This window comes from Chryseobacterium sp. Chry.R1 (assembly GCF_039645525.1).
GTDB classification, from domain to species: domain Bacteria; phylum Bacteroidota; class Bacteroidia; order Flavobacteriales; family Weeksellaceae; genus Chryseobacterium; species Chryseobacterium proteolyticum.
Window position 1 is genome coordinate 2,355,669 of sequence record NZ_CP151793.1, and the last position, 20,114, is coordinate 2,375,782.

Genomic DNA, 20,114 nt, shown 5'->3' on the forward strand with positions numbered 1-20,114 from the left:
TGATCAGTGAAAAAATAAAAAATAACCTTTAATTCGGGAAAAAACGGTTAATAATTTGAATCCGGAAGCTCAAATTTTTTGTAACTTTCGGTTTTAAAAAATTAAAAAATGACTTCAAGGGAAAAAGTAGCTGCGCTTCGTGAAGAAATGCAGAAAAATAATGTTGATGCATTTATAGTATATTCTGCAGATCCGCATATGAGTGAATATTTACCGGAAGAATGGCAGGAGAGAGCATGGCTCTCAGGATTTCTCGGGTCAGCAGGTTTTGTGGTGGTTACCCAAAACAAAGCCGGACTTTGGACGGACGGACGGTATTTTACCCAGGCTGCAATAGAACTTCAGGACTCGGGGATTGATCTTTTTAAAGATGGAATTGAAGGGACGCCTAACTATATCGACTGGATTATTTCCGAAATTCCTGCGGGCGGGAAAGTAGCTGTTAATGCAGTAGCCACATCCAACGCCAATTGGGAACTCCTTTCTCAAAAATTAAAAAATAAAAATATCGTTCTTGCAGACGCTCCTTTACTGAAGGAAGTATGGAAGGACAGGGGAACACCTTCAAAAAATCCGATTTATACTCAACCGGTAGAAAGATCGGGAAAATCCGTGACTGATAAGCTTTCCGCCATCCGTCAGAAAATGGAAGAACAGGAAGTTACCTATCATATTATTTCCAGCCTTGATGACGTAGCATGGACGCTTAATCTGAGAGGAAGTGATGTACAAAGCAATCCGGTATTTTTAGGCTATATCATCATTACAAAAAATGATGCGATCCTGTTTACCGATCTTGAAAAATTGGAGGTAGAAGCGAGAAAACAACTGGACGATTCTTTCGTAAAAATGATGCCTTATGAAGAGTTTTATAACTACCTTACAACAGTTAAGAACGAAAAAATCCTGGTATCTCCAAACAGCAACCAGTCTATTTTTGAAACACTAAAAGCAGATAATCAGTTTGTAAAAGCTCCTGTTCCTGGTAATTTAATGAAGGCTCAGAAAAATGAAACCGAACTGGAAGGTTTCAGAAAGGTGATGGTAAGAGATGGAGTCGCAATGGTGAAATTCCTTTACTGGCTCACTCATAACGCAGGAAAAGAAGCAATGACAGAATATTCTATCGGTGAAAAACTCCTAGGGTTCCGTGCAGAAGGAGAAAATTTTGTCGGAGAAAGTTTCGGAAGCATTGTCGGGTACAAAGATAATGGAGCCATCATGCACTATTCTGCAAAAAGTGAAGGAAGTAAAGAAGTAACGAATGATGCCAGTATCCTGGTTGATTCCGGAGGTCAGTACCTTGAAGGAACAACTGATATTACAAGAACTTTTGCCTTAGGAAATGTTTCTGAGGAATTTAAGAGAAATTCAACTTTAGTACTACAGGGAATGATCCGTTTATCCATGGTAAAGTTTCCAAAGGGAACTAAAGGCGTACAGCTGGATGCCATTGCAAGACTTCCGCTATGGATGGAGGGAAAAGATTTTAATCATGGAACCGGACATGGGGTTGGAAGTTTTATGAATGTACACGAAGGACCGCAAAATATCAGAAAGGACCTTAATCCGCAGGAACTTCTTCCGGGGATGGTTTGCTCTAATGAACCGGGATATTATCTGGAAGGAGAGTACGGAATCCGTCATGAAAACCTTATTGCAGTAAAAGAAGCTGAAAAGACGGGATCAGGAACTTTCTATGATTTTGAAACCCTTACATTCTGTCCTTTCTTCAAAGATACGATCGTAAAAGAAATTCTTTCTGAAAAAGAGATTGAATGGCTTAATCAATATCACAGCACATGTGAACAAAAACTGTCTCCTTATTTAGAAGGTGACGTTAAAGAGTGGTTTTTACAATTGGTAAGCCCGCTTTAAAAATTGTTAGATCAACTGAAAAGCCCTGTGAATATTATTTACGGGGCTTTTTTATAATTATTTATCCCGGTCTTATTACCTCCCGTTGTAAATCCTGTCAGTAATCTCAAAAAGCTTCTCCGTATTTTTACGGGTGCATTTCTAGGGATTACCCTGAAAATTAGAAATGCCATCCCGTCTATTTTTGTATCAATTAAAACAGACACCACTTCATTTTATATATTTTCAGAACACAAACAGTTGAATCATCTCGTTCCTGAGATGATTTTTTTATGACCGTTGAGATTTAAAAACCCTTCCGCCAACAGCAATCGTAGCCAAATAACCCGTCAATGGCCGGATATTTACCATGTATCAATTTTGCTTTTCAAGGATTTTCCGGAAATATAAAATAATATCTGAATTACACCACCGTATTTTTACGGATATATTTCTAGGGATTCCCCTGATGATTTTCGAAATGATGAAAACTATCTTTGAAATAACAAAAAGAGACACCATTTTCATATCTTCATATATACATTTAATAAATTTAAACGGTAAATCATCTCAGTCATGAGATGATTTTTTTTGTTGAGTATAGGAATAATCAGGTTTTCATTACCTTTGAGCTGTAATTGTAATGACCAGATAATCAAAAATGATACAGGAATATTTTCGAAGCTTTAATTTATTTACCGAGCTTGAAATTGAAGGCATTTTGCAGCTTTTTGAAGTGAGAAGGCTCAATAAAAATGATTATTTTGTTTATGAGGGAGATCAATGCAAGGAAATAGCTTTTATAGAATCCGGTATTTTCAGGTCTTATTATACTTCAAGTGAGGGAAAAGACAATACATACTGCTTCAGGTTTCCTAATGTGTGGATCGCTTCTTATTCTTCATTTATTTCGGGAAATCCGGGCGTTGAAAGTATGCAGGCTATTTCAGAGGCTCATCTTTTAGTTTTGAAAAAAGAGAAGATAGAAAAATTAGTTAACGGGAATCCGAAATGGGTCTTATTCCTAAAAATGATTGCTGAACAGGAATACCTGGAGCTGGAAAAACGTTTTTTCGAACTGCAAAGGGATAATGCTAAACAAAGGTATCTTTCTCTGCTGAAGAACCATCCTAATTATATCCAGGATATTCCTCTTCAATATTTATCTTCTTATCTTGGAATTACACAAAGGCATTTAAGCCGTATCCGAAAAGAAATTTCTTTTTAGACATTTGTCCTGTTAAATGATCCTCCAGCTCTCTAGTTTTGTCAAAAAAAATCAGAGATGCAGTCAAATATTTTAATTATCGGCGGGAATGGAACAGTAGGGAAAACCATTGCCCGTATTTTCAAATCCAGAAATCCTCACCATCAAGTTTTTATAGGAGGCCGAAGAACAGGAAAATCCGCAAATGATTTATTGGTGGATGTTACCAAGCCCGATACTTTTCAAACGATTCTGGATCATCAGATCCATTTGATCATTCTTTCCGTGAATGACCAGGAGGATTATATTCTCCGGTTTGCTATAGAAAATAAAATTGATTACCTGGATATTACCAAACCTACACCGGACCTTATGAATGCCTATGAACTGGCGAAAAAACAAAAGATCAACAGTCGGATCGTTTTTAGTTCAGGCTGGATGGGAGGTATAGTCAGTGGATTAACCAATACATTTTCAGGTCAGATAAACAAGGTGCAGCTTTTCGTTTATTACTCTATAAAAGATCTTGCCGGAGAGAGTTCAGCCCATTTTATGGCTGAAAATGTGGCTAAACCCTTTTTTATGTATAAAAATAACCAACCTTTTTCTGTCAAACATTTTTTAAACTCCGAATTGTTTGAGTATTCTTTTGGAATAGGGAAAAGAACTGCCTACAATTTTGACGTGCCGGATTTGTATATTTTAAATAAAATTGAGAAAATACCGGATGTAACGGTTAAAATGACCTATAACTCAAAGTTTGTTACCTGGCTGTTGGGTGCTTTTCAATCTATGAGGATCTTCAGTATTTTATCGTTGAAAGAACGCAGGATGATCTTTGGATCAAGCGGAAAGGGAGATCAATCTGTTTTCGATATCGTAATCTCAGGCCATACGGGTAATAAAATAATCAGCCTGAAAAGCACAAACGGCCAGGCAGAATTAACGGCATTATCTGCGGTTCTCCATGCTGAAAAATTGCTAGGAAGTGAAAAACATGATAACAGGATTTACTTTAGTCACCAGCTGCATGAACCCCATGATTTAATGAACTCATTAAATGCTTACGAAAGTATCCATATACAAACAATCGGATGAAAAAAATAGTAATTATCAACGGGCATCCTCACATGAGTTCATTTTGTTTTGCACTTTCAAGTGCTTATAAAAAAGGAGCTGTTAATTCAGGAGCCGCAATTAAAGAAATTGTTATTTCAGATCTGGAGTTTAATCCTAATCTTACATTCGGTTATCAGAAAAGAATGGAACTGGAACCGGATCTGCTGAAAGCATGGGAGGCGATACAATGGGCGGATCATCTGGTTTGGATTCATCCCGTCTGGTGGGGAGGTCTGCCAGCTATTACAAAAGGGTTCATTGATCGGCTTTTTCTTCCGGGTATGGCTTTTAAATACAGAGAAAATTCGCTGTGGTGGGATCAGCTTTTGAAAGGAAAGACGGCACACATTATTACCACTTTAGATCAACCGGGCTGGTATTACCGGTTGATGTATGGTCGTCCCAGTGTGAATCAGCTCAGAAAATCAACATTGAAGTTTTGTGGAATAAAACCTGTTAGAGTGAGCTATGTCGGAATCATCAAGACCTCTGATGAAAAGCAGCGTGCCCAATGGCTGAAAAAAATACAAAAGGCAGGACAAAGGCAAAAGTAGCATGTATATTAAATATTTATAATAAAGCTTAAATGATTCTGATAGGTTAAAAACTGAAAATTATACTTAAATTGCTGTCCGTTAAAGAAAAATGATAGCAAAAACAGTAGAATATAATGGAATCATTTAATGTATGCGTCTTAAGAAGTTTTTAACCGGATTAACAGCTGTTTTTTCCGTTTCATATATCCATGCCCAGGAGATCGATTCATCGTACATCAAGTCCTATCCACAGAAATACAGGATATCCGGATATCTTTCTACCAGTTCTTTAGAAGTAGACGATACGGATAGGCATTATACTCCTAATTATCCATTGAATACAGGCATCGGTTTCGCGATTAAAAATACGATCGTAGGAATTCAGCTGGGATATGGTTTTATTCCTTTAACGGATAAAAAGAAATACGGAAAAACGAAAACGCGTGATTTCCAGATCCATCACTATGGCAGGAAGATGATATTCGATATATTCTTCCAGGACTACAGGGGATTTTATGTGGAGAAAGACAAAGACGAGAATCCCGATATCTATCAGCAAATGTCCGTAAAGCAGATCGGTATGGAAGCGACCTACCTTTTTAATGGGAAACGCTTCTCATCCAAGGCTGCTTTTGACCTGGACGAAATACAGCGGCATTCTGCCGGAAGCTGGCTGGTAGGAGGCGGTGGTTATTATTATCAGTTGAAAGGAATGGAAAGAAGCGGCTCTGAAGGAACGTACGGATTAGAAAATTTTCAATTGGGAATTAATGGAGGATATGCTTATTCCTGGGTCATGAGTGAGAGTTGGATGATGACAGGAACTATTCAGGCAGGGGCTAATTTTGGGAATGCCCTTAAATCATTGAAAAAAGGCAGGGTTGAAGTGTATCCTACTGCATTTGCCCGGATTGCCAGAAATTATCATAAAAATAACTGGGGTATTTCTTTTGCGATCCTCATTAACAATAAAACCGTCTATCCCGTAAAAAAAGAAGAGCTAAGCCTTACTGCCATTACCATGCAGCTTTCCTATGTTAAACATCTGGATCATATTTTTAAATCCAAAAACAAATAAAATCTTTGCTGTTTATGGCCGTGGTTTCAAATCGTTATTATAGACAATCCGTATAAGCATTTAGCATAAAGATTTCCATTAAAAAACGTAAATTTGCAGCATGAATAACGATACCATTTGTGCGTTGGCTACGGCCAATGGAGTAGGAGCTTTAGGCATTATCAGAGTTTCGGGTAACGATGCTTTATCTGTGGTACAGAAGTCTTTTCCCGGGAAAAATCTTGGGAAGCAAAAATCGCATACCATTCATTACGGATATTTTATGGATGGGGAAGAGGCTATTGATGAGGTGATGTTATCTATTTTCCTGGCACCCAAAAGTTTTACAACTGAAAACTCTGTGGAAATAGCATTTCACGGATCTCCGCATATTGGAAAACGTATTCTTGAAACCCTTACCAAAAACGGAGCAAGAATGGCAAAAGCTGGAGAATTTACACTTCGTGCTTTTATCAACGGAAGAATCGATCTTTCCCAGGCAGAAGCTATTGCAGATGTTATTGCTTCTGAGAACGAAGCATCCCGGAAAGTGGCCATCAACCAGCTGAAAGGAGGAATTACCAACGAGATATCAATTCTGAGAACTGATTTGCTGAATTTCGTTTCGTTGATCGAGCTGGAATTGGATTTCGCAGAAGAAGATGTGGAATTTGCAGACCGGTCAGCCCTCAATCAGCTCTTAAGCAAAATTGAATTAAAATTAAACTCCCTCATCGAAAGCTTTCAGTACGGAAATGCTATTAAAAACGGGACTGCTGTTGCCATCATTGGTAAGCCGAATGCAGGTAAATCCACATTATTGAATGCCCTCCTGAAAGAAGAAAGAGCGATCGTCAGCAGTATTGCAGGGACCACCAGAGATACAATCGAGGAGGTTTTACATATTAAGGGACATGCATTCCGTCTGATCGATACCGCAGGATTACGTGAAACCGCGGACGAAATTGAAGCAATAGGCGTTAAAAAAGCCAAAGAGAAAGTTGAAAATGCCAATATTCTCGTTTATCTTGCAGATGCCGCTACAGAAGATTTTACAGAAGATATTGAAATGATCCGTTCTTTGATAAGAGAAGATTTAAAGTTGATTATTTGTGCCACTAAAATTGATGAGGTTATTCCTACAAAATATGAAAATGTGGAAAATGTTTTCAGAAAGGAAATCAACCATGAATTTGATTTCATCAAAATCTCAGCAGTAGAGAATCAGAATATCCAGGACCTGAAAAATGAATTGTCATCCTATGTTGAACAATTGAAATCCCTCGAAAATAATGTGGTGATCACCAACCAGCGTCACTTCGAATCGTTACACAAATCTTTAAGTGCAGTACACAAAGTAAATGAAGCAATCACTTTCCGGATTTCCACAGAGCTATTGGCGTATGAACTTCGTAATGCATTGGAACATTTAGGAGAGATCTCCGGAGAGGTTACCAATGATGAAGTGCTGGGGAATATTTTTTCTAAGTTTTGTATTGGAAAGTAAATTCATTTTCTTTTAATTCCGTCCCTTGTCTTTTATTTGATTTTCAGTAATTTACGTAAAATGTATTTTCTCTTTTTGGAGTTTGTTATTATATTGGTACATCTGATGTACGCCTCAATATAAATTATGAAATAACTTTAAAACAGAAAAACTTAGCTGATGGAAGGATTAGTCTTTTCATCTAATATCACAAAGGTTCCTCCACTAATAATCAAAAGAAAAGAATACATCCGCGAGATTTTGAATATCTAAAAGTGTATTTACATCCAGAGCCGAACTCTGCTAAAGAAGTTAATTGCATAATCATTAAAATGAGAAAGCTGAAATACATTGATATTTATTATGTGGTTTAAAGGATTGTTTAGTATATTGTTAAAGAGATCTCCCATAAAAGATGAGAGTTTGATTGCTATTTGGTTATTTTTTGCTCCCTGTCTAAGAGAAAATACACTTTAGGAATAAAGAGCTAAGCCCCCCTGTTTTCTAAATTGAATAATAGCTATTTCTGAGCTTGGGACGCTCTTAACGTTTATTCCAAAAAATTTTCTTTGTAAATTTTCTGCCCATATTTTTTACTTACAAACTCTATTCTTTTCTGATATTCGGAATTGCTCTCTTCTATGGAAATAAACTCACCTTCATTAACAGGAGTTCCTATTTCTTTAAAAAATTCTTCAAAACCAGCGGGAAAAACTGTACAAATTACGTGTGCGTTACATTCAGACATATTTTTAAAGCAATGGATTGCTCCCCCTGTTGGTACCTCTACAAAATCACCAGCAGTTACAATTACTTTTCCTGATTCTGTTTTATATAGGAGCTCACCGCTTATAATAAAAAATGTTTCTGTAAATTTTGGATGAGAATGTGGCATTGGTCCTCCACCCGGAGGAATTATCATATCAATAACTGCATATTTTCCTTCTGTCTCTTTACCTGATATTACGACACGATAATTATCGCCTGCTAATGCGAAATATTCTTTAGAAGCATTTTGTTTCTTTATATTGATATTTTTTTTATTCATATTTTATAATTTGTTTCAATATGACTTATCTCATTTTTTACAAATATAAGCACTTTTACAAATAAAAGTATTTATATTTGTAAAAAAAAACAATGAAATTTTTGTTTCGAATAATCATTATTATTATAAGTTTTATGATTTCCTCTAATATTTGTGCCCAAACTTTAATTAAAGGGAGAGTATTAGATGAAAGTGGAAAGAGACTTGAGGGAGTTAATATATTTGTGAAGGGTACAGTTGATGGGACATTTACTAATAGTAATGGCGATTTTGTAATTAACACCACATCTAAAGATATAATTACTATTGTATTGAAACATGAATTAATGGATGAACTACAACAGGAAGTCAATATTGATACTAACTCAGGTTTCCTTCAGTTAATAATGAAGAAAAAGGATAAAGAAATAGAGGAGGTCGTTATAATGGCTGGAAATTTTGGAGTGGGAGATAAAAATAAATCCTCTGTTCTTAGTTCAATGGATGTTGAAACCACGGCAGGTACTGATGGTGATATTACAGGTTCTTTACGTACACTTCCTGGTACACAGCAAATTGGTGAAAGCGGAGCGTTGTTTGTAAGAGGAGGAAGTGGTGATGAGACCAAGGTAATGATTGATGAACTAAATATCTTTAATCCTTTTTTAGCAGGTGTGCCAGATATAGCACAAAGAAACAGATTTAGTCCACATCTTTTTAAAGGTATAATTTTTAACACAGGAGGTTATTCATCTAAGTATGGAGATGCTCTTTCCTCGGTATTAACTTTGGAAACAAAAAGTCATCCTCTGAAGTCATCTTCAGTTATAGCACTTTTACCATATGGTGGTCAGCTGGGACATAACTTTTTAAATAAAAAAAAGGATATGTCTGTAAATATTGATTTAGGGTATTCAAATTTCAATTCTTACTATAAAATGATTCCTCAAAAAGTTGAATGGTTAAAAGCACCGGAAAGCGGTACTTTAAATGTTAATTTTCGTAAGAGTACAAAAGGAAATGGTATGATCAAATGGTATGGCTATGGAAATTGGATTGACCAGTCAATAAATTATACGGATATAGAAAATCCGGAAAATAAATTTCCTTATCAAGCTAAAAATATTAATACTATATCTTTATTAACCTACACCAGAGACATTACAGATAAATGGAAAGTTTATATGGGGTATGGGCTTAATTTTGATAATAGTCAGATTACTGAACAAAATTTACGGCTCAAAACTAAAACGGTTCAGCATCAACTTAGATTTTCGCTAATTGGCAATCCAAATAAATGGATGAAACTCTACTTAGGAGCAGAAGGCTTTAATACTAATATTGATACTGATACTCTAAAAAATAAAAAACAACTAAGATTCAGAGATCAGGAGATTGCTTTATGGTTGGAATTAGATATTAAGTTTAGTAATAATTTTATAATTAGACCAGGTCTCAGAACTGAATATAATGAGTTCCTTAAAAGATCAGTATACTTACCAAGATTATCCTTGGCTTATAAAACAAGCCAATATACTCAATTGAATGTATCTGTAGGGGAGTATGCTCAAAAACCACAGAGTCAACTTTTAATCAATAATTCCGACTTAAATTTTATGAGATCAACTCATTATATTATTGATTTCCAGTATATGAAGGCTAAACAAATTTTCAGATTAGAAAGTTATTATAAAAATTATGATAAACTCCTAATAACATCTCCGAAAACTGAAAATAGTGGAAAGGGGTATGCTACGGGAATAGATATTTTTTGGCGAGATAGTAAAACAATAAAAGGACTTGATTATTGGATATCATATTCGTGGCTTAATACAAAAAGATATTTTATGGATTATCCAATATCAACGAGACCTACATTTGCGTCACCTCATACAGCACATATTGTTACAAAGTATTTTTTAGAAAATATAGGACTTTTCATAGGAGGGACTTATTCTGTCGCTGCGGGAAGAACTTATTACAATCCTAATAACCCTGTCTTTTTAGGAGATAAAACTCCTTCTTATCATAACCTTAATTTTAATATAGCTTTATTACGTAAATGGGGGTTAACATTTAACACATTTGTCCTTGCTGTTAATAATGTTCTGGGTAATAATCAGATTTTTAACTATCGTTTTTCTCGAAATGGAAAATATAATCAAGCGATAGAGTTGCCCTATAAAAGAAGTTTTATGATCGGATGGTTTATTAGTATTGGCGAAAATCGGTCAAAAGAAGTATTAGAACAGCTACCTTAAACTCAAAAAAAATATATTATGATACTAGTTAGAAAAGTTTTTTTTTCGTTTATTTTACTTGGTAACGTAACGACATTTTATTCTCAAACTAAAAACGATACTCTTATTATTGCAAGCATTACTAAATTAAATGAATGTGATACAAAGCAAGATTTTAAAACAATTGCTGGTGATTTTGAACGAATTATTTATATTGACGAAAAAAATTGGTTGCCATATTACTATACAGCATACTCCAAGGTAAAGCTTGCATATTTGTCTAAAGGAGAAGATATTGACAGATATTGTGATGAAGCGGCAAATTATCTGAAAATGGCAGAAAAAATAAATCCACAAAATTCCGAGATTTATGCACTTTATGCATACCTTTACAGTGTAAAAGTTAATGTTGATCCCAGAATAAGAGGAGAGGTTATGGGTAGAAAGAGTGCTGATTATATCAATTTATCTATAAAAGCTGATCCTACAAATCCACGGCCATATTTAATACGTGCAGTGGGAATTTATTACACACCTAAAGTATTTGGTGGCGGTGAAGAAAAAGCACTGCCATATTTGCAAAAAGCTCTTGAAAAATTTAATACATTTGTACCTCGGTATGAAGCGATGCCTAGTTGGGGTAAAATACAGGCGGAGCAGTTATTAAATAATTATAAGAAATAAATAATGAATAAACTTCGCGAGAAAATAGAGTGTGAAGGAAAGATAGATTATATATATCACACATTAAAACATATTGGTCAAATTGAGAAAAATAGTGGATTCCACTATATGGTTTGGGGAACAGCAATTGCCTTAGCTATGATAGTACATTTTATACTTCTTTTAAATTCTGTACCAGATATTGCCATTTATGGCTGGATAAGTATAACTATTGTAGCATCTATTATGTCTGTTATTTATTTTTTGAGTGAACGAAAGAAAAATAAAATAAGAAGTTACGAAACAGACCATAGCCGCTCAATTTCTCTTGTATTTCATCTCTTTCTTTTTTTACTTTTATTTTTTATAGGCCAAGACAAAGAATATTCTATACCTATCATATATATGGTATACGGTGCATGGCTTTTAATAACTGGAAGTATAATGAAATTCAGGCCTTTTGTTTTAGGTGGAATTCTTAACTGGATATTGGCATTAATTTTTATTTATGCTTCTTTGTCGTTATCAAATCAATTATTATTAGGAGCTATAGTATGCTTATTAAGCTATACCTTACCAGGATATCTTTTAAATAAGAGAACTATTGAAAATGCTTAAAGAATTGGACCCATTGTTACATAATTCCCAATTACGGTTAGGAATTATGTCAATACTTGTTGTTGCTAAGCAAGCTGAATTTTCTTTTATTTGTAAGCAGACCAATGCAAGTGATGGAAATTTAAGTATTCAATTAAAAAAATTAAAGGAAGCAGGTTATATCGAAATTATTAAAGGTTATAAAGGTAATTTTCCGCTTACAACATGTAAAATAACACAAGTTGGTATTGAAAAGTTTGGACTTTATATAGAAGCTCTAAAAAGTTACATTAATTTTGGAAATAATTAGAATTTAATAAATTTGTAATCTATTCAATGGTCAGATATAGTTATTTGATTGGTTTTTCTTTTTTTAACAGCAGTACTAAATCCTATTTTTTATACAAAAATGAGTAATGAATTTGTGCAAAAATTCAGAACAATTGTCTGCTCTTATATTTTTGAACGTCCATATGATTATCCACAACATGGAGTAAAATAGTTCATTTACTGATGAATTTACTTCACAAATATAATTTTAAGTGACCCTTGGTAACTCTAAATCCATCACATTAGTCAAAATATAGTTTCATAAATCAATCTAAAAGATTTCTTTTTGTTAGAGATTATGATCTTTAATTAATCCCTGAAGAAATGTTGAGTTTGCGTTTTATTCTTAACTTTAATTAATATTCAAAATGGACTCAAAATACCTTTTTATGTTTAAGAAAAGATTAATTAGATCTTTTATAAATTTTTAATACTAATTTTTGCTTAAAAATAGGGTTTGTTGGTGGATAGTGTGAAAAGATAGAATTTTATGTACCGTATTGAAGATAGGTATGGAAAAGTAATGACTCAATTATTTTGAGACCGAATGTGTGCCGAATGAAGAGGTTGTGAAGTAGAAAAAAACTGATTCAATATTTGAGAAATTTACATAATTGATACTAAGTATAAATTTTCAGTGAAAGTCAATATGATTAAAGAACTCGGGCTAGCAATTCAGTGCGTAGTAACATAATTATCCTATATTTTTTAGATCAATTTTTTTTTACACTGTGTGGCTATACTCACATTACTCTGATAAACCATACAAATTGTATTTACTTAATTTTTCTTTTTCATATAATCCGATTTGTAATTCAATTAAAAATAATATCTTTTTGCAATTTATATTTGAATAAAATAAATATTGCTAAGTAATTGAATTTTTTTTGTTCATAATTGACTAAATAAAAATGCCGGAATTTTAAATTCCAGCATTTTTAAAATACAAAAGTGATTTCTATAGCAAACGCGTTTTATATATTACCAATTCCTTATCAAGCAATGGATAGCTTCCTTCGTATCTTAGAGGAGAAATACCAAATCCGTAGAACATATCTGCTTGAAGTTTTGCTTTTAACTCAAATGGTATACTTCTATTAGGTATCAACTCTAATTTAAGAGATGGCATCGCGGAAACACGTCCTCTAAGACCAGAATTAGCTATTGAAGCTGTTAAAAATTGTAAGCCAACAGCTCCTTTTATCTCAAAGCCTGCTTCTGTAAATACATCACCTTCTATTTTAGTGATTTGTGGACCTTTAATCAATTGAAAATCTAAATTTAAATCAGGCTTCAAACCTACCTTGAAGTTTGCTTTTCCAGTAATTGCAAATAAATTTATTTGTGCTATTCCTGTAGAGCTTGCTGCGACAAAAGGGCCAGCAGCTACTGATGGACTTATAATAAGTCCTGTTGGTCCCAATACAATCGGTACTATTGGAATGTTAAGATAATCGGTTACACTTAGTGTGTATCCAAGTTTTCCTTGAACATTTGCAAGTGTTTGTAAGCTTATATCATCCATAATAAAATCAATATAATAACTAGATAAATGTCCAAAAGAAAATGAAATATTGTATTTAATTTTTGGAGTAAATCCACCCTTTAAATTAAAAGAAGCTGCTGCTGTAACCGGACCAACTTGTTGTGAAGGTAAATTAATGGTCTTATCAAAGCTAAAATGGCTGAAGCTAATAGTGTTAGTCGCTTTTTTTCTTGTAATTTCTAAATTATTTATTTTTGTATTAGTTGCCTGAGAAATAAATCCTTTGATAGGTATATAGCTTGCAGTTCTACCATTCACCTGAAATGAAGATTCTTTAGTGGGATCATATATCCCACTAATATTCCCACTAAAAATAACTTCTTCTAGCTTTGCACTTTCTGTTTTGTAGACAATATGATTATTCATTTTAGATACTGCGACAACCTTTGCTAGTATATTTCTGATTTTTTCATTTTCTACTTTAGTTCCTACTATAACAGTTCCTTCTTTTATACTATCAATTTGAGGTGTTACAGAATTGAATGTTATTTGCTGGTTATCTTCCTTAATAAATTGTATAGATTCATCATTCAGGATAATTACATTTTTCTGTAAAAGTAAATCACCTGCCATTTTATAACTGCTGTTATTTGTTGTGTTTTCAGGAAGGTCATTTTCCGCTAAATCATCTTTCGAGCAAGAGGTTAATGCAAATGATAGGAATAAAGAAAACAATACAAACTTGTATGATTTTCTAATAATTAAAAACTGTTTTTTTTTCATAGATTATAATTTAGTTGACAATTTACTATCTGCAAGACATAAACGTCTGCTCTTAAAATTTTTTAAATAAATTAACTTTTACAAATATAAATAAAAATATAAATCAAAATTAATTTAACTGTAAAAAATATTATATATATAAAAATACTTATATTTGTAAAAGTAAATTGAAAAGTAATATTATGATTCATTTTATTGATGTCAGTCAAAAAAGAGAATTGAAAACATTATATACTCATCAACGGATCGATGACATTTTTTGGATTCTTAGCAGTTAATAATTTTAATAACTTATAATAAAATGTCGGTACACAAGGAAATCAAAAAGAAAGTGACCACTCTTCAACTAAAAAAAATGAAAAAAAGTGGGGAAAAAATAAGTGCACTAACTGCTTATGATTTTACGATGGCGAAAATAATAGATGAAGCTGGAATAGATATGATAATTGTTGGTGATTCTGCTTCAAATACAATGATTGGGAATCAAACGACATTATCAATTTCTTTACAGCAAATGATGAATTTTGCACGTGCAGTAGTTAATGGTGTAAAAAGGGCATTGGTTGTAGCTGATATGCCTTTTGGCACGGTGTCAGGTAATCCATTCAATTCTTTGGATGCTGCAATTGTTATGATGCGAGAAACAGGCGTTGATGCAATTAAAATTGAAGGAGGTGCTGAAATTGTGGATGATGTTAAGAAAATAATTGATGCAGGAATTCCTGTTATGGTACATTTGGGCTTAATGCCACAATCCATTAATAAGTATGGCAGTTATGGAGTTCGCGGAAAGGAGGAAGAGGAAGCTAATAAATTAATCTTGGACTGTAAGTTAATGGAAAAAATAGGAGCGTTCGCTTTAGTGCTTGAAAAAATTCCTTCTGAACTAACAGCAAAAATTTCAAAGGAGGTTTCAATTCCTATCATTGGTATTGGAGCTGGTGTCGAAGCAGATGGTCAAGTATTGGTTATTCAGGATGCTATGGGTATGAATAAAGATTTTTCGCCAAAATTCTTACGACGATATGCTGATTTATATGCTATAATGACCAATGCCACAAAAAATTATATCAATGATGTAAAACTGTTAAAGTTTCCTAATGAATCTGAATCATATTGATATATTCAGATTCTAAGATCTGTTATCGGTCAATTTTAATAGTTTATTAAGGTTAATTTAAAAGATAGATAATAAAACTGAGTCATTAACAAAATGACTGTTTCTAATCCTAATAGAAAAATTATGAAAGATGTTCAAATATATGATATCTATGCTGATGCAGAAAAAGATATTGAAGGACTTATTGCTCAAGCAAAGGTTGAGAAAAAAAACATTATGATACAAGCTGGTGGTAATTGGTGTATTTGGTGTATACGTTTTACAGAGTTTTTAAATAATTCAATGGAATTGAAAGAAATAATTGACAAAAACTATATTTACTATCACCTTAACTTTTCGCCTGAAAATGAAAAAATTTTTTCACGGTATGATAATCCTGATTATTTTGGATTTCCTGTAATTATTATTCTAAATGAAAATGGTGAAAAAATTCATATTCAACGGACAGATGTCTTAGAGCAGAACGATGGATACAATAGGGAGATGGTTATGAAATTTTTAATGTCTTGGATTAAATATAGTTAACAAGGAAATATTATAACCTTTTTTGGTAGGGATTTAAAATGTTAAAAAGCCAATACGAACACTAGCAAGAAATGCTTTATTAATGCTGTTATAAGAGGACGAAGATTGTGGAATCTTTCTGAAAAGATGTTGCAGTTTTTTAAGACTGTACTATTTTTGTCCATCTTGACCTATGCCAAACCTAATTAATAAGGACTTGTTTAGATTCTGTATCGGGAAGTAAAAGTTTATAACATACTTGATTATTCTAATAATGGATTTAGGTTGCTTGATTTATGTTTTTAACCACACGAACGAATTAATACACTAGCAAGCGCACAAGTATTAAACTACTAATATCTTCCTCTATTTCATATCATGACTATATTTTTTCGGTTTTTTACCCATATGCTTTTCAAATACCCTTGAAAAGTGACTTAGGTTTTCAAACCCCATTTGATAGCCTGTTTCTGATACCGACAGTTTTTCATCCCGCAAAAGCCGGGCAGCTTCTTTCATACGTAGGTGCTGATAGTAATCGTAAATTCCCATACCAAAGACCTGCTTGAATATCCGGCGGAGCTTAAGCTCGTTCATTCCGGCCATTTGTTTCAGTTCTGCAATACTGGTTGGCCGGCTTAATGAGGAAACAATTTTGTCGCGTACCTGATAAATAGATTGTATTTCCTTCCGACTTAGTTTTTGGTGGGTAGAATTTTCCCGCTTTCGTAAACTCTCAAATAAATAAAACAGTAGCTCCATAGCCTTGATTTTATAGTAATAGCTTCTCATTGTGGCCGGAGTTTCTTTTTTTACAATATCATTTACGGTGCGCAAAATGTCATCGGTCATCAATTCTTCAACCAGAAAGCTGTTGGTATTATCGAAAAGAAACTGAAAATATTCGGATTCTTCTTTTAAAAAACTCTTCAAATACTCGGCACTGATGCTAATTGAAACATAGGTAGCCTGTGTATTTTCTGTGAAATGAATTTTTTGCGGTATCGTAAATGGGAATATACGTACAAATGTAGTATCTGAAGGCGGTTTGATTGTACCGGACGTATTTTGATTATGATCTTCAAAGATGTTGTAAAATAAAAAACCGATACTGTCTTTAATCACGGATGTTGCAGTTTGTCGTGTAAAATTCTTTTTAGCGATTAGTGAACCAAAATGCAGCGCCATATCGGGTAAAAAAATAAAGGCTTTAAATAGTTTGACCTCGAAATGCTGTAGCTCATCTTTTGTCGTCAGTCCTACCTTGCTTGCATACTCAAGAATTCTGCTGTCTATAGCTTTATGACCTTCGTCTTTCATATTTTTACGACTATTTTTAGTAGTTATTGAGGTATTTTAATCGTAAAGTTACCGGTAATTTTGATATAACAAATGTTACAGAACAATTAAATTCTTAAGTTATGAAAAAACAAGTTTTGATATCAGGTGCAAGTTTCGCCGGATTAACTTTGGCTTATTGGTTAAATAAATATGGTTATGAGGTAACTGTCGTAGAAATAGGTAAAGGTCTTCGGAAAGGAGGTTCACCTATCGATGTCCGGGGTAAAGCACTGGATGTGGTAAAAAAAATGGGAATATTACAAAAAATTAAAGACCGTGAATTTATCCATACTGACGAGATTGTAGATGCGAAAGGGCAAACATTGAGTCGTTTTTCAATAAATGCAATGGAAGAATATCTTGGTGATATTGAAATCCACCGCAGTGACCTGATAGAAATTATTTTTGATATTGTCCCTAAGAAGGAGGTAGAATTTATTTTCGGAAACAGCATAAAGACATTAGTCCAAAATGAAGATCGTGTTGAGGTATCCTTTGAAAAGGGGGAGAACAGAAGTTTTGATTTTGTATTTGGGGCAGATGGCACCCACTCAATAGTAAGAAAACTGGTATTTGGTGCTGAAGAAAATTTCAAAAAGTTTTTCGGTGTTTACTTTGCTTTTACCAAAGCAGATCATATACAAACAGGCAGGTCAGGAAATACGGGAATCGTATATCGTGAGCTGGGCAAGCAGGCTGTAATATACCATTTCAAAGATGGAGCTAATGCAATACTGATGTTCAGAGCTCCGGAATTGGATTGGAATTACAGAAATACAGAACAACAAAAACAAATTCTGAAAGAATATTTTGGGAATAATACGAATTGGAAAATTCCTGAAATTTTAGATTCCATGCTTTATTCCGACGATTTATATTTTGATGAGGCGAACCAGATCCATATGCCGACCTGGATTAAAGGACGTGTAGCCCTGGTTGGTGATGCTGCGCACGCGCCAAGTTTTTTTACGGGAATGGGGACAAGCCTCGCATTGCAAGGCGCAACTTTGTTAGCAAAGGAGCTTGATGCAAATGATGATTATAAAACTGCTTTCAAAAAATACAATGAAACCTTCAAACCTTTTGCGGAAAGCATTCAGTCTCGCATTACACGGGGTTTAAAAGTTCAGTTACCTGAAACAGAAGAAGAATTACAGGCATCTTTCATGGCGTTTAGTAATGATAAAAAAACACCATAATGGTTATGGTTGAATGTGTTCAAATATGGTCTTTAGGCCAATCCCAAGAGAAAGATTTTTTCTTTTTCGTGGGTATTTGTCCGTTTTCATGATAAGTCATAATTCCGGGAAAATACAGTTTCGTAGTTATGGATTGTTGGTTGTAATAACAAACATGATCAAAGGTTCATCGCCTGTGTTTTCGATGGAATGATAACCTATTGAACTGATGGCTGTAATATCACCTTTCTGAAGTGTTTTTTTACGCTCGGGTCCGTGAGTTCCTGTTCTTTCCCGGTATTCTCCTGTTCCATGAACAACGACATAGAGTTCTTCTTCATTTCTTGCATGGTGGGTATGATATCCGGATTCATCTCCTTTGTTCAGCAAGACCATATAAGCAGCCAGGCGATTATTGGCCAGCTCTTTATCGCCGAACATTTGTAACATATAAACGGTTCCTTTTCCGCCATACATACCTTCACGTTTATCAACGCGGGTAATGGTTCTTTCATCTTTTTGGAATGCCATTACATACAGGTGGATATACTTTGAAACTTCTTGTATAACGTGGTCAAATTCTGCTCCTTCAGATAGTATTACGGTATCGGCCATTGTGAGGTCATGATTAATGGATAAAATAGGATTTCAAGGTACCAAAAATTAAGCAGCATTGCAAGCAATTCAGTATGTATCATTATATGTTCCGGATCATAAAAAGAGATTCGTCAATATCAATAACGTTCTCAGCAAATAAGAAGTAAGCGGTATTCGCCATCTTTTTCAATGGGAGCCCTGTGAACACAAGGAAGAACTTTTTGTTCCGGATGATCTACTGCCAGTCGCCAAAGATGTCCTGATCCAAGACTTACGGGTTCTGCATTAAGCTTTGGCTGATAGTGCAGGTCGAAGAAGTATTCTTTCAGGAACTCTTCAAATTCTGCTTCCGGACCGTCATGTAATTTTCTAAGCTTTTCCCTGATTTCGGGGATCATAATTTTTTGCTCCACCTGGTCATTGGGTATAATTTCACTGGGAGCACCGTGATAAGTACACAAAAAAGTATCGGTACCAATGGGGGAACGGTCTACGTGATATGAATACACATCGGTTGAGATAAAATCCAGCTCCTCGTCCCGATCATAATTTTTAAGCAGATTGAGGGAAGGCAATGCCCCGAAGTCTTCCAATAAACGTAAATCATTGAGAATCGTTTCCCTCGCACTAATTCCTTTTTCTGAAAGTGGTAATGCCAAAAGATCGTCAGTGGAAACTTCCGTAATATGATCTTTTAAATGAAGCTTAGAGACAATTTCTTTAAAGTCTCCGGTTAAATTCCTGTGCCAGCAGATTGCATTCATAGTTCCGTAAAAATCGGTATCGATGAGTTCTGAAAAGGAAGATACCACTTCAATTTGTTTGCTGCTGGAAAATATAGGATTCATGTGATGGAATAAACTATTAAGCCGTTTAATACTTTACAAAAGTAAGGAATTGAAGATAACTCTAAATTGACTTTTCTTCAACAGGGCTGGATATGAAAATTGAAAAGCAGGTTTTTATACCTGCTTTTTATAATGTGA

The 20,114-nt window shown here is 34.2% G+C and carries 18 protein-coding genes; 13 read left to right on the forward strand and 5 right to left on the reverse strand.

What is annotated here, in order from left to right; translation table 11 throughout:
* Nucleotides 1–108: 108 nt before the first annotated feature.
* The 6 genes from AAEU33_RS10860 (at nt 109) to mnmE (ending at nt 7,283) form a co-directional block, all read left to right on the forward strand.
* Nucleotides 109–1,878, forward strand: a complete 1,770-nt coding sequence (locus AAEU33_RS10860; protein ID WP_172279494.1) for an aminopeptidase P family protein — start codon at nt 109–111, stop codon at nt 1,876–1,878.
* A gap of 640 nt (nt 1,879–2,518) precedes the next feature.
* Entirely contained in the window at nt 2,519–3,085 is a 567-nt protein-coding gene (locus AAEU33_RS10865; RefSeq protein ID WP_345992629.1) for a Crp/Fnr family transcriptional regulator, read from the forward strand.
* A gap of 57 nt (nt 3,086–3,142) precedes the next feature.
* Nucleotides 3,143–4,162: a saccharopine dehydrogenase gene (locus tag AAEU33_RS10870; RefSeq protein WP_345992631.1), complete on the forward strand. Its 1,020-nt coding sequence runs from the start codon at nt 3,143–3,145 to the stop codon at nt 4,160–4,162.
* Nucleotides 4,159–4,737 carry an NAD(P)H-dependent oxidoreductase gene (locus tag AAEU33_RS10875; protein WP_345992633.1) on the forward strand — a complete coding sequence of 193 codons (579 nt, stop codon included), beginning with the start codon at nt 4,159–4,161 and terminating at the stop codon, nt 4,735–4,737. The genes AAEU33_RS10870 and AAEU33_RS10875 overlap by 4 nt, the downstream gene beginning before the upstream one ends.
* A gap of 133 nt (nt 4,738–4,870) precedes the next feature.
* Complete coding sequence (locus tag AAEU33_RS10880) at nt 4,871–5,797, forward strand: DUF4421 family protein (RefSeq protein ID WP_345992635.1); 927 nt, start codon at nt 4,871–4,873, stop codon at nt 5,795–5,797.
* A gap of 100 nt (nt 5,798–5,897) precedes the next feature.
* Entirely contained in the window at nt 5,898–7,283 is a 1,386-nt protein-coding gene (mnmE, locus tag AAEU33_RS10885; protein ID WP_345992637.1) for a tRNA uridine-5-carboxymethylaminomethyl(34) synthesis GTPase MnmE, read from the forward strand.
* Nucleotides 7,284–7,812: 529 nt separating this feature from the next.
* Here mnmE and AAEU33_RS10890 read toward each other — a convergent pair.
* Nucleotides 7,813–8,310, reverse strand: coding sequence for a cupin domain-containing protein (locus AAEU33_RS10890; protein ID WP_345992639.1), 498 nt, complete (start codon nt 8,308–8,310; stop codon nt 7,813–7,815).
* Nucleotides 8,311–8,402: 92 nt separating this feature from the next.
* Between AAEU33_RS10890 and AAEU33_RS10895 the strand changes: the two genes are divergently transcribed.
* The 4 genes from AAEU33_RS10895 to AAEU33_RS10910 are packed head-to-tail and all read left to right on the forward strand — an operon-like array spanning nt 8,403 to nt 12,099.
* Entirely contained in the window at nt 8,403–10,550 is a 2,148-nt protein-coding gene (locus AAEU33_RS10895; RefSeq protein ID WP_345992641.1) for a TonB-dependent receptor, read from the forward strand.
* An 18-nt stretch (nt 10,551–10,568) separates the two neighbouring features.
* Nucleotides 10,569–11,213 carry a hypothetical protein gene (locus AAEU33_RS10900; RefSeq protein WP_345992643.1) on the forward strand — a complete coding sequence of 215 codons (645 nt, stop codon included), beginning with the start codon at nt 10,569–10,571 and terminating at the stop codon, nt 11,211–11,213.
* A gap of 3 nt (nt 11,214–11,216) precedes the next feature.
* The gene (locus AAEU33_RS10905; protein WP_345992645.1) at nt 11,217–11,810 is read left to right on the forward strand and encodes a hypothetical protein; all 594 of its coding nucleotides are present in this window, start codon (nt 11,217–11,219) and stop codon (nt 11,808–11,810) included.
* A complete protein-coding gene (locus AAEU33_RS10910; RefSeq protein ID WP_345992647.1) occupies nt 11,803–12,099 on the forward strand; it encodes a transcriptional regulator in 297 nt (98 codons plus the stop codon). The genes AAEU33_RS10905 and AAEU33_RS10910 overlap by 8 nt, the downstream gene beginning before the upstream one ends.
* A 978-nt stretch (nt 12,100–13,077) precedes the next feature.
* Here the strand turns inward: AAEU33_RS10910 and AAEU33_RS10915 are convergent.
* Nucleotides 13,078–14,388, reverse strand: coding sequence for a hypothetical protein (locus tag AAEU33_RS10915; RefSeq protein ID WP_345992649.1), 1,311 nt, complete (start codon nt 14,386–14,388; stop codon nt 13,078–13,080).
* 301 nt (nt 14,389–14,689) lie between these two features.
* Between AAEU33_RS10915 and panB the strand changes: the two genes are divergently transcribed.
* The gene (panB, locus tag AAEU33_RS10920; RefSeq protein ID WP_345992651.1) at nt 14,690–15,508 is read left to right on the forward strand and encodes a 3-methyl-2-oxobutanoate hydroxymethyltransferase; all 819 of its coding nucleotides are present in this window, start codon (nt 14,690–14,692) and stop codon (nt 15,506–15,508) included.
* A 123-nt stretch (nt 15,509–15,631) separates the two neighbouring features.
* On the forward strand, nt 15,632–16,033 hold the full coding sequence (locus AAEU33_RS10925; RefSeq protein WP_345992653.1) for a thioredoxin family protein: 402 nt from the start codon (nt 15,632–15,634) through the stop codon (nt 16,031–16,033).
* A gap of 345 nt (nt 16,034–16,378) precedes the next feature.
* Here the strand turns inward: AAEU33_RS10925 and AAEU33_RS10930 are convergent, their stop codons facing one another.
* The gene (locus AAEU33_RS10930; RefSeq protein WP_345992654.1) at nt 16,379–17,332 is read right to left on the reverse strand and encodes an AraC family transcriptional regulator; all 954 of its coding nucleotides are present in this window, start codon (nt 17,330–17,332) and stop codon (nt 16,379–16,381) included.
* Between the two features lie 101 nt (nt 17,333–17,433).
* Here AAEU33_RS10930 and AAEU33_RS10935 point away from each other — a divergent pair, with 101 nt between their 5' ends.
* Nucleotides 17,434–18,552 (forward strand): FAD-dependent monooxygenase, encoded by a 1,119-nt coding sequence (locus tag AAEU33_RS10935; RefSeq protein WP_345992657.1) that lies wholly within the window; start codon nt 17,434–17,436, stop codon nt 18,550–18,552.
* Between the two features lie 126 nt (nt 18,553–18,678).
* On the opposite strand, the gene AAEU33_RS10940 is transcribed toward AAEU33_RS10935, so the two are convergent.
* Both AAEU33_RS10940 and AAEU33_RS10945 read right to left on the reverse strand, forming a co-directional pair.
* A complete protein-coding gene (locus tag AAEU33_RS10940; protein ID WP_306614823.1) occupies nt 18,679–19,146 on the reverse strand; it encodes a cupin domain-containing protein in 468 nt (155 codons plus the stop codon).
* Between the two features lie 131 nt (nt 19,147–19,277).
* Complete coding sequence (locus AAEU33_RS10945) at nt 19,278–19,976, reverse strand: DUF1826 domain-containing protein (RefSeq protein ID WP_345992659.1); 699 nt, start codon at nt 19,974–19,976, stop codon at nt 19,278–19,280.
* Between the last annotated feature and the right edge of the window lie 138 nt (nt 19,977–20,114).

Bases quoted from the DNA above. Each gene is read 5' to 3' on its own strand.
- AAEU33_RS10860 (WP_172279494.1), top strand. From the start codon at position 109: ATGACTTCAAGGGAAAAAGTAGCTGCGCTTCGTGAAGAAATGCAGAAA.
- AAEU33_RS10865 (WP_345992629.1), top strand. From the start codon at position 2,519: ATGATACAGGAATATTTTCGAAGCTTTAATTTATTTACCGAGCTTGAA.
- AAEU33_RS10870 (WP_345992631.1), top strand. From the start codon at position 3,143: ATGCAGTCAAATATTTTAATTATCGGCGGGAATGGAACAGTAGGGAAA.
- AAEU33_RS10875 (WP_345992633.1), top strand. From the start codon at position 4,159: ATGAAAAAAATAGTAATTATCAACGGGCATCCTCACATGAGTTCATTT.
- AAEU33_RS10880 (WP_345992635.1), top strand. From the start codon at position 4,871: ATGCGTCTTAAGAAGTTTTTAACCGGATTAACAGCTGTTTTTTCCGTT.
- mnmE (WP_345992637.1), top strand. From the start codon at position 5,898: ATGAATAACGATACCATTTGTGCGTTGGCTACGGCCAATGGAGTAGGA.
- AAEU33_RS10890 (WP_345992639.1), bottom strand. From the start codon at position 8,310: ATGAATAAAAAAAATATCAATATAAAGAAACAAAATGCTTCTAAAGAA.
- AAEU33_RS10895 (WP_345992641.1), top strand. From the start codon at position 8,403: ATGAAATTTTTGTTTCGAATAATCATTATTATTATAAGTTTTATGATT.
- AAEU33_RS10900 (WP_345992643.1), top strand. From the start codon at position 10,569: ATGATACTAGTTAGAAAAGTTTTTTTTTCGTTTATTTTACTTGGTAAC.
- AAEU33_RS10905 (WP_345992645.1), top strand. From the start codon at position 11,217: ATGAATAAACTTCGCGAGAAAATAGAGTGTGAAGGAAAGATAGATTAT.
- AAEU33_RS10910 (WP_345992647.1), top strand. From the start codon at position 11,803: ATGCTTAAAGAATTGGACCCATTGTTACATAATTCCCAATTACGGTTA.
- AAEU33_RS10915 (WP_345992649.1), bottom strand. From the start codon at position 14,388: ATGAAAAAAAAACAGTTTTTAATTATTAGAAAATCATACAAGTTTGTA.
- panB (WP_345992651.1), top strand. From the start codon at position 14,690: ATGTCGGTACACAAGGAAATCAAAAAGAAAGTGACCACTCTTCAACTA.
- AAEU33_RS10925 (WP_345992653.1), top strand. From the start codon at position 15,632: ATGAAAGATGTTCAAATATATGATATCTATGCTGATGCAGAAAAAGAT.
- AAEU33_RS10930 (WP_345992654.1), bottom strand. From the start codon at position 17,332: ATGAAAGACGAAGGTCATAAAGCTATAGACAGCAGAATTCTTGAGTAT.
- AAEU33_RS10935 (WP_345992657.1), top strand. From the start codon at position 17,434: ATGAAAAAACAAGTTTTGATATCAGGTGCAAGTTTCGCCGGATTAACT.
- AAEU33_RS10940 (WP_306614823.1), bottom strand. From the start codon at position 19,146: ATGGCCGATACCGTAATACTATCTGAAGGAGCAGAATTTGACCACGTT.
- AAEU33_RS10945 (WP_345992659.1), bottom strand. From the start codon at position 19,976: ATGAATCCTATATTTTCCAGCAGCAAACAAATTGAAGTGGTATCTTCC.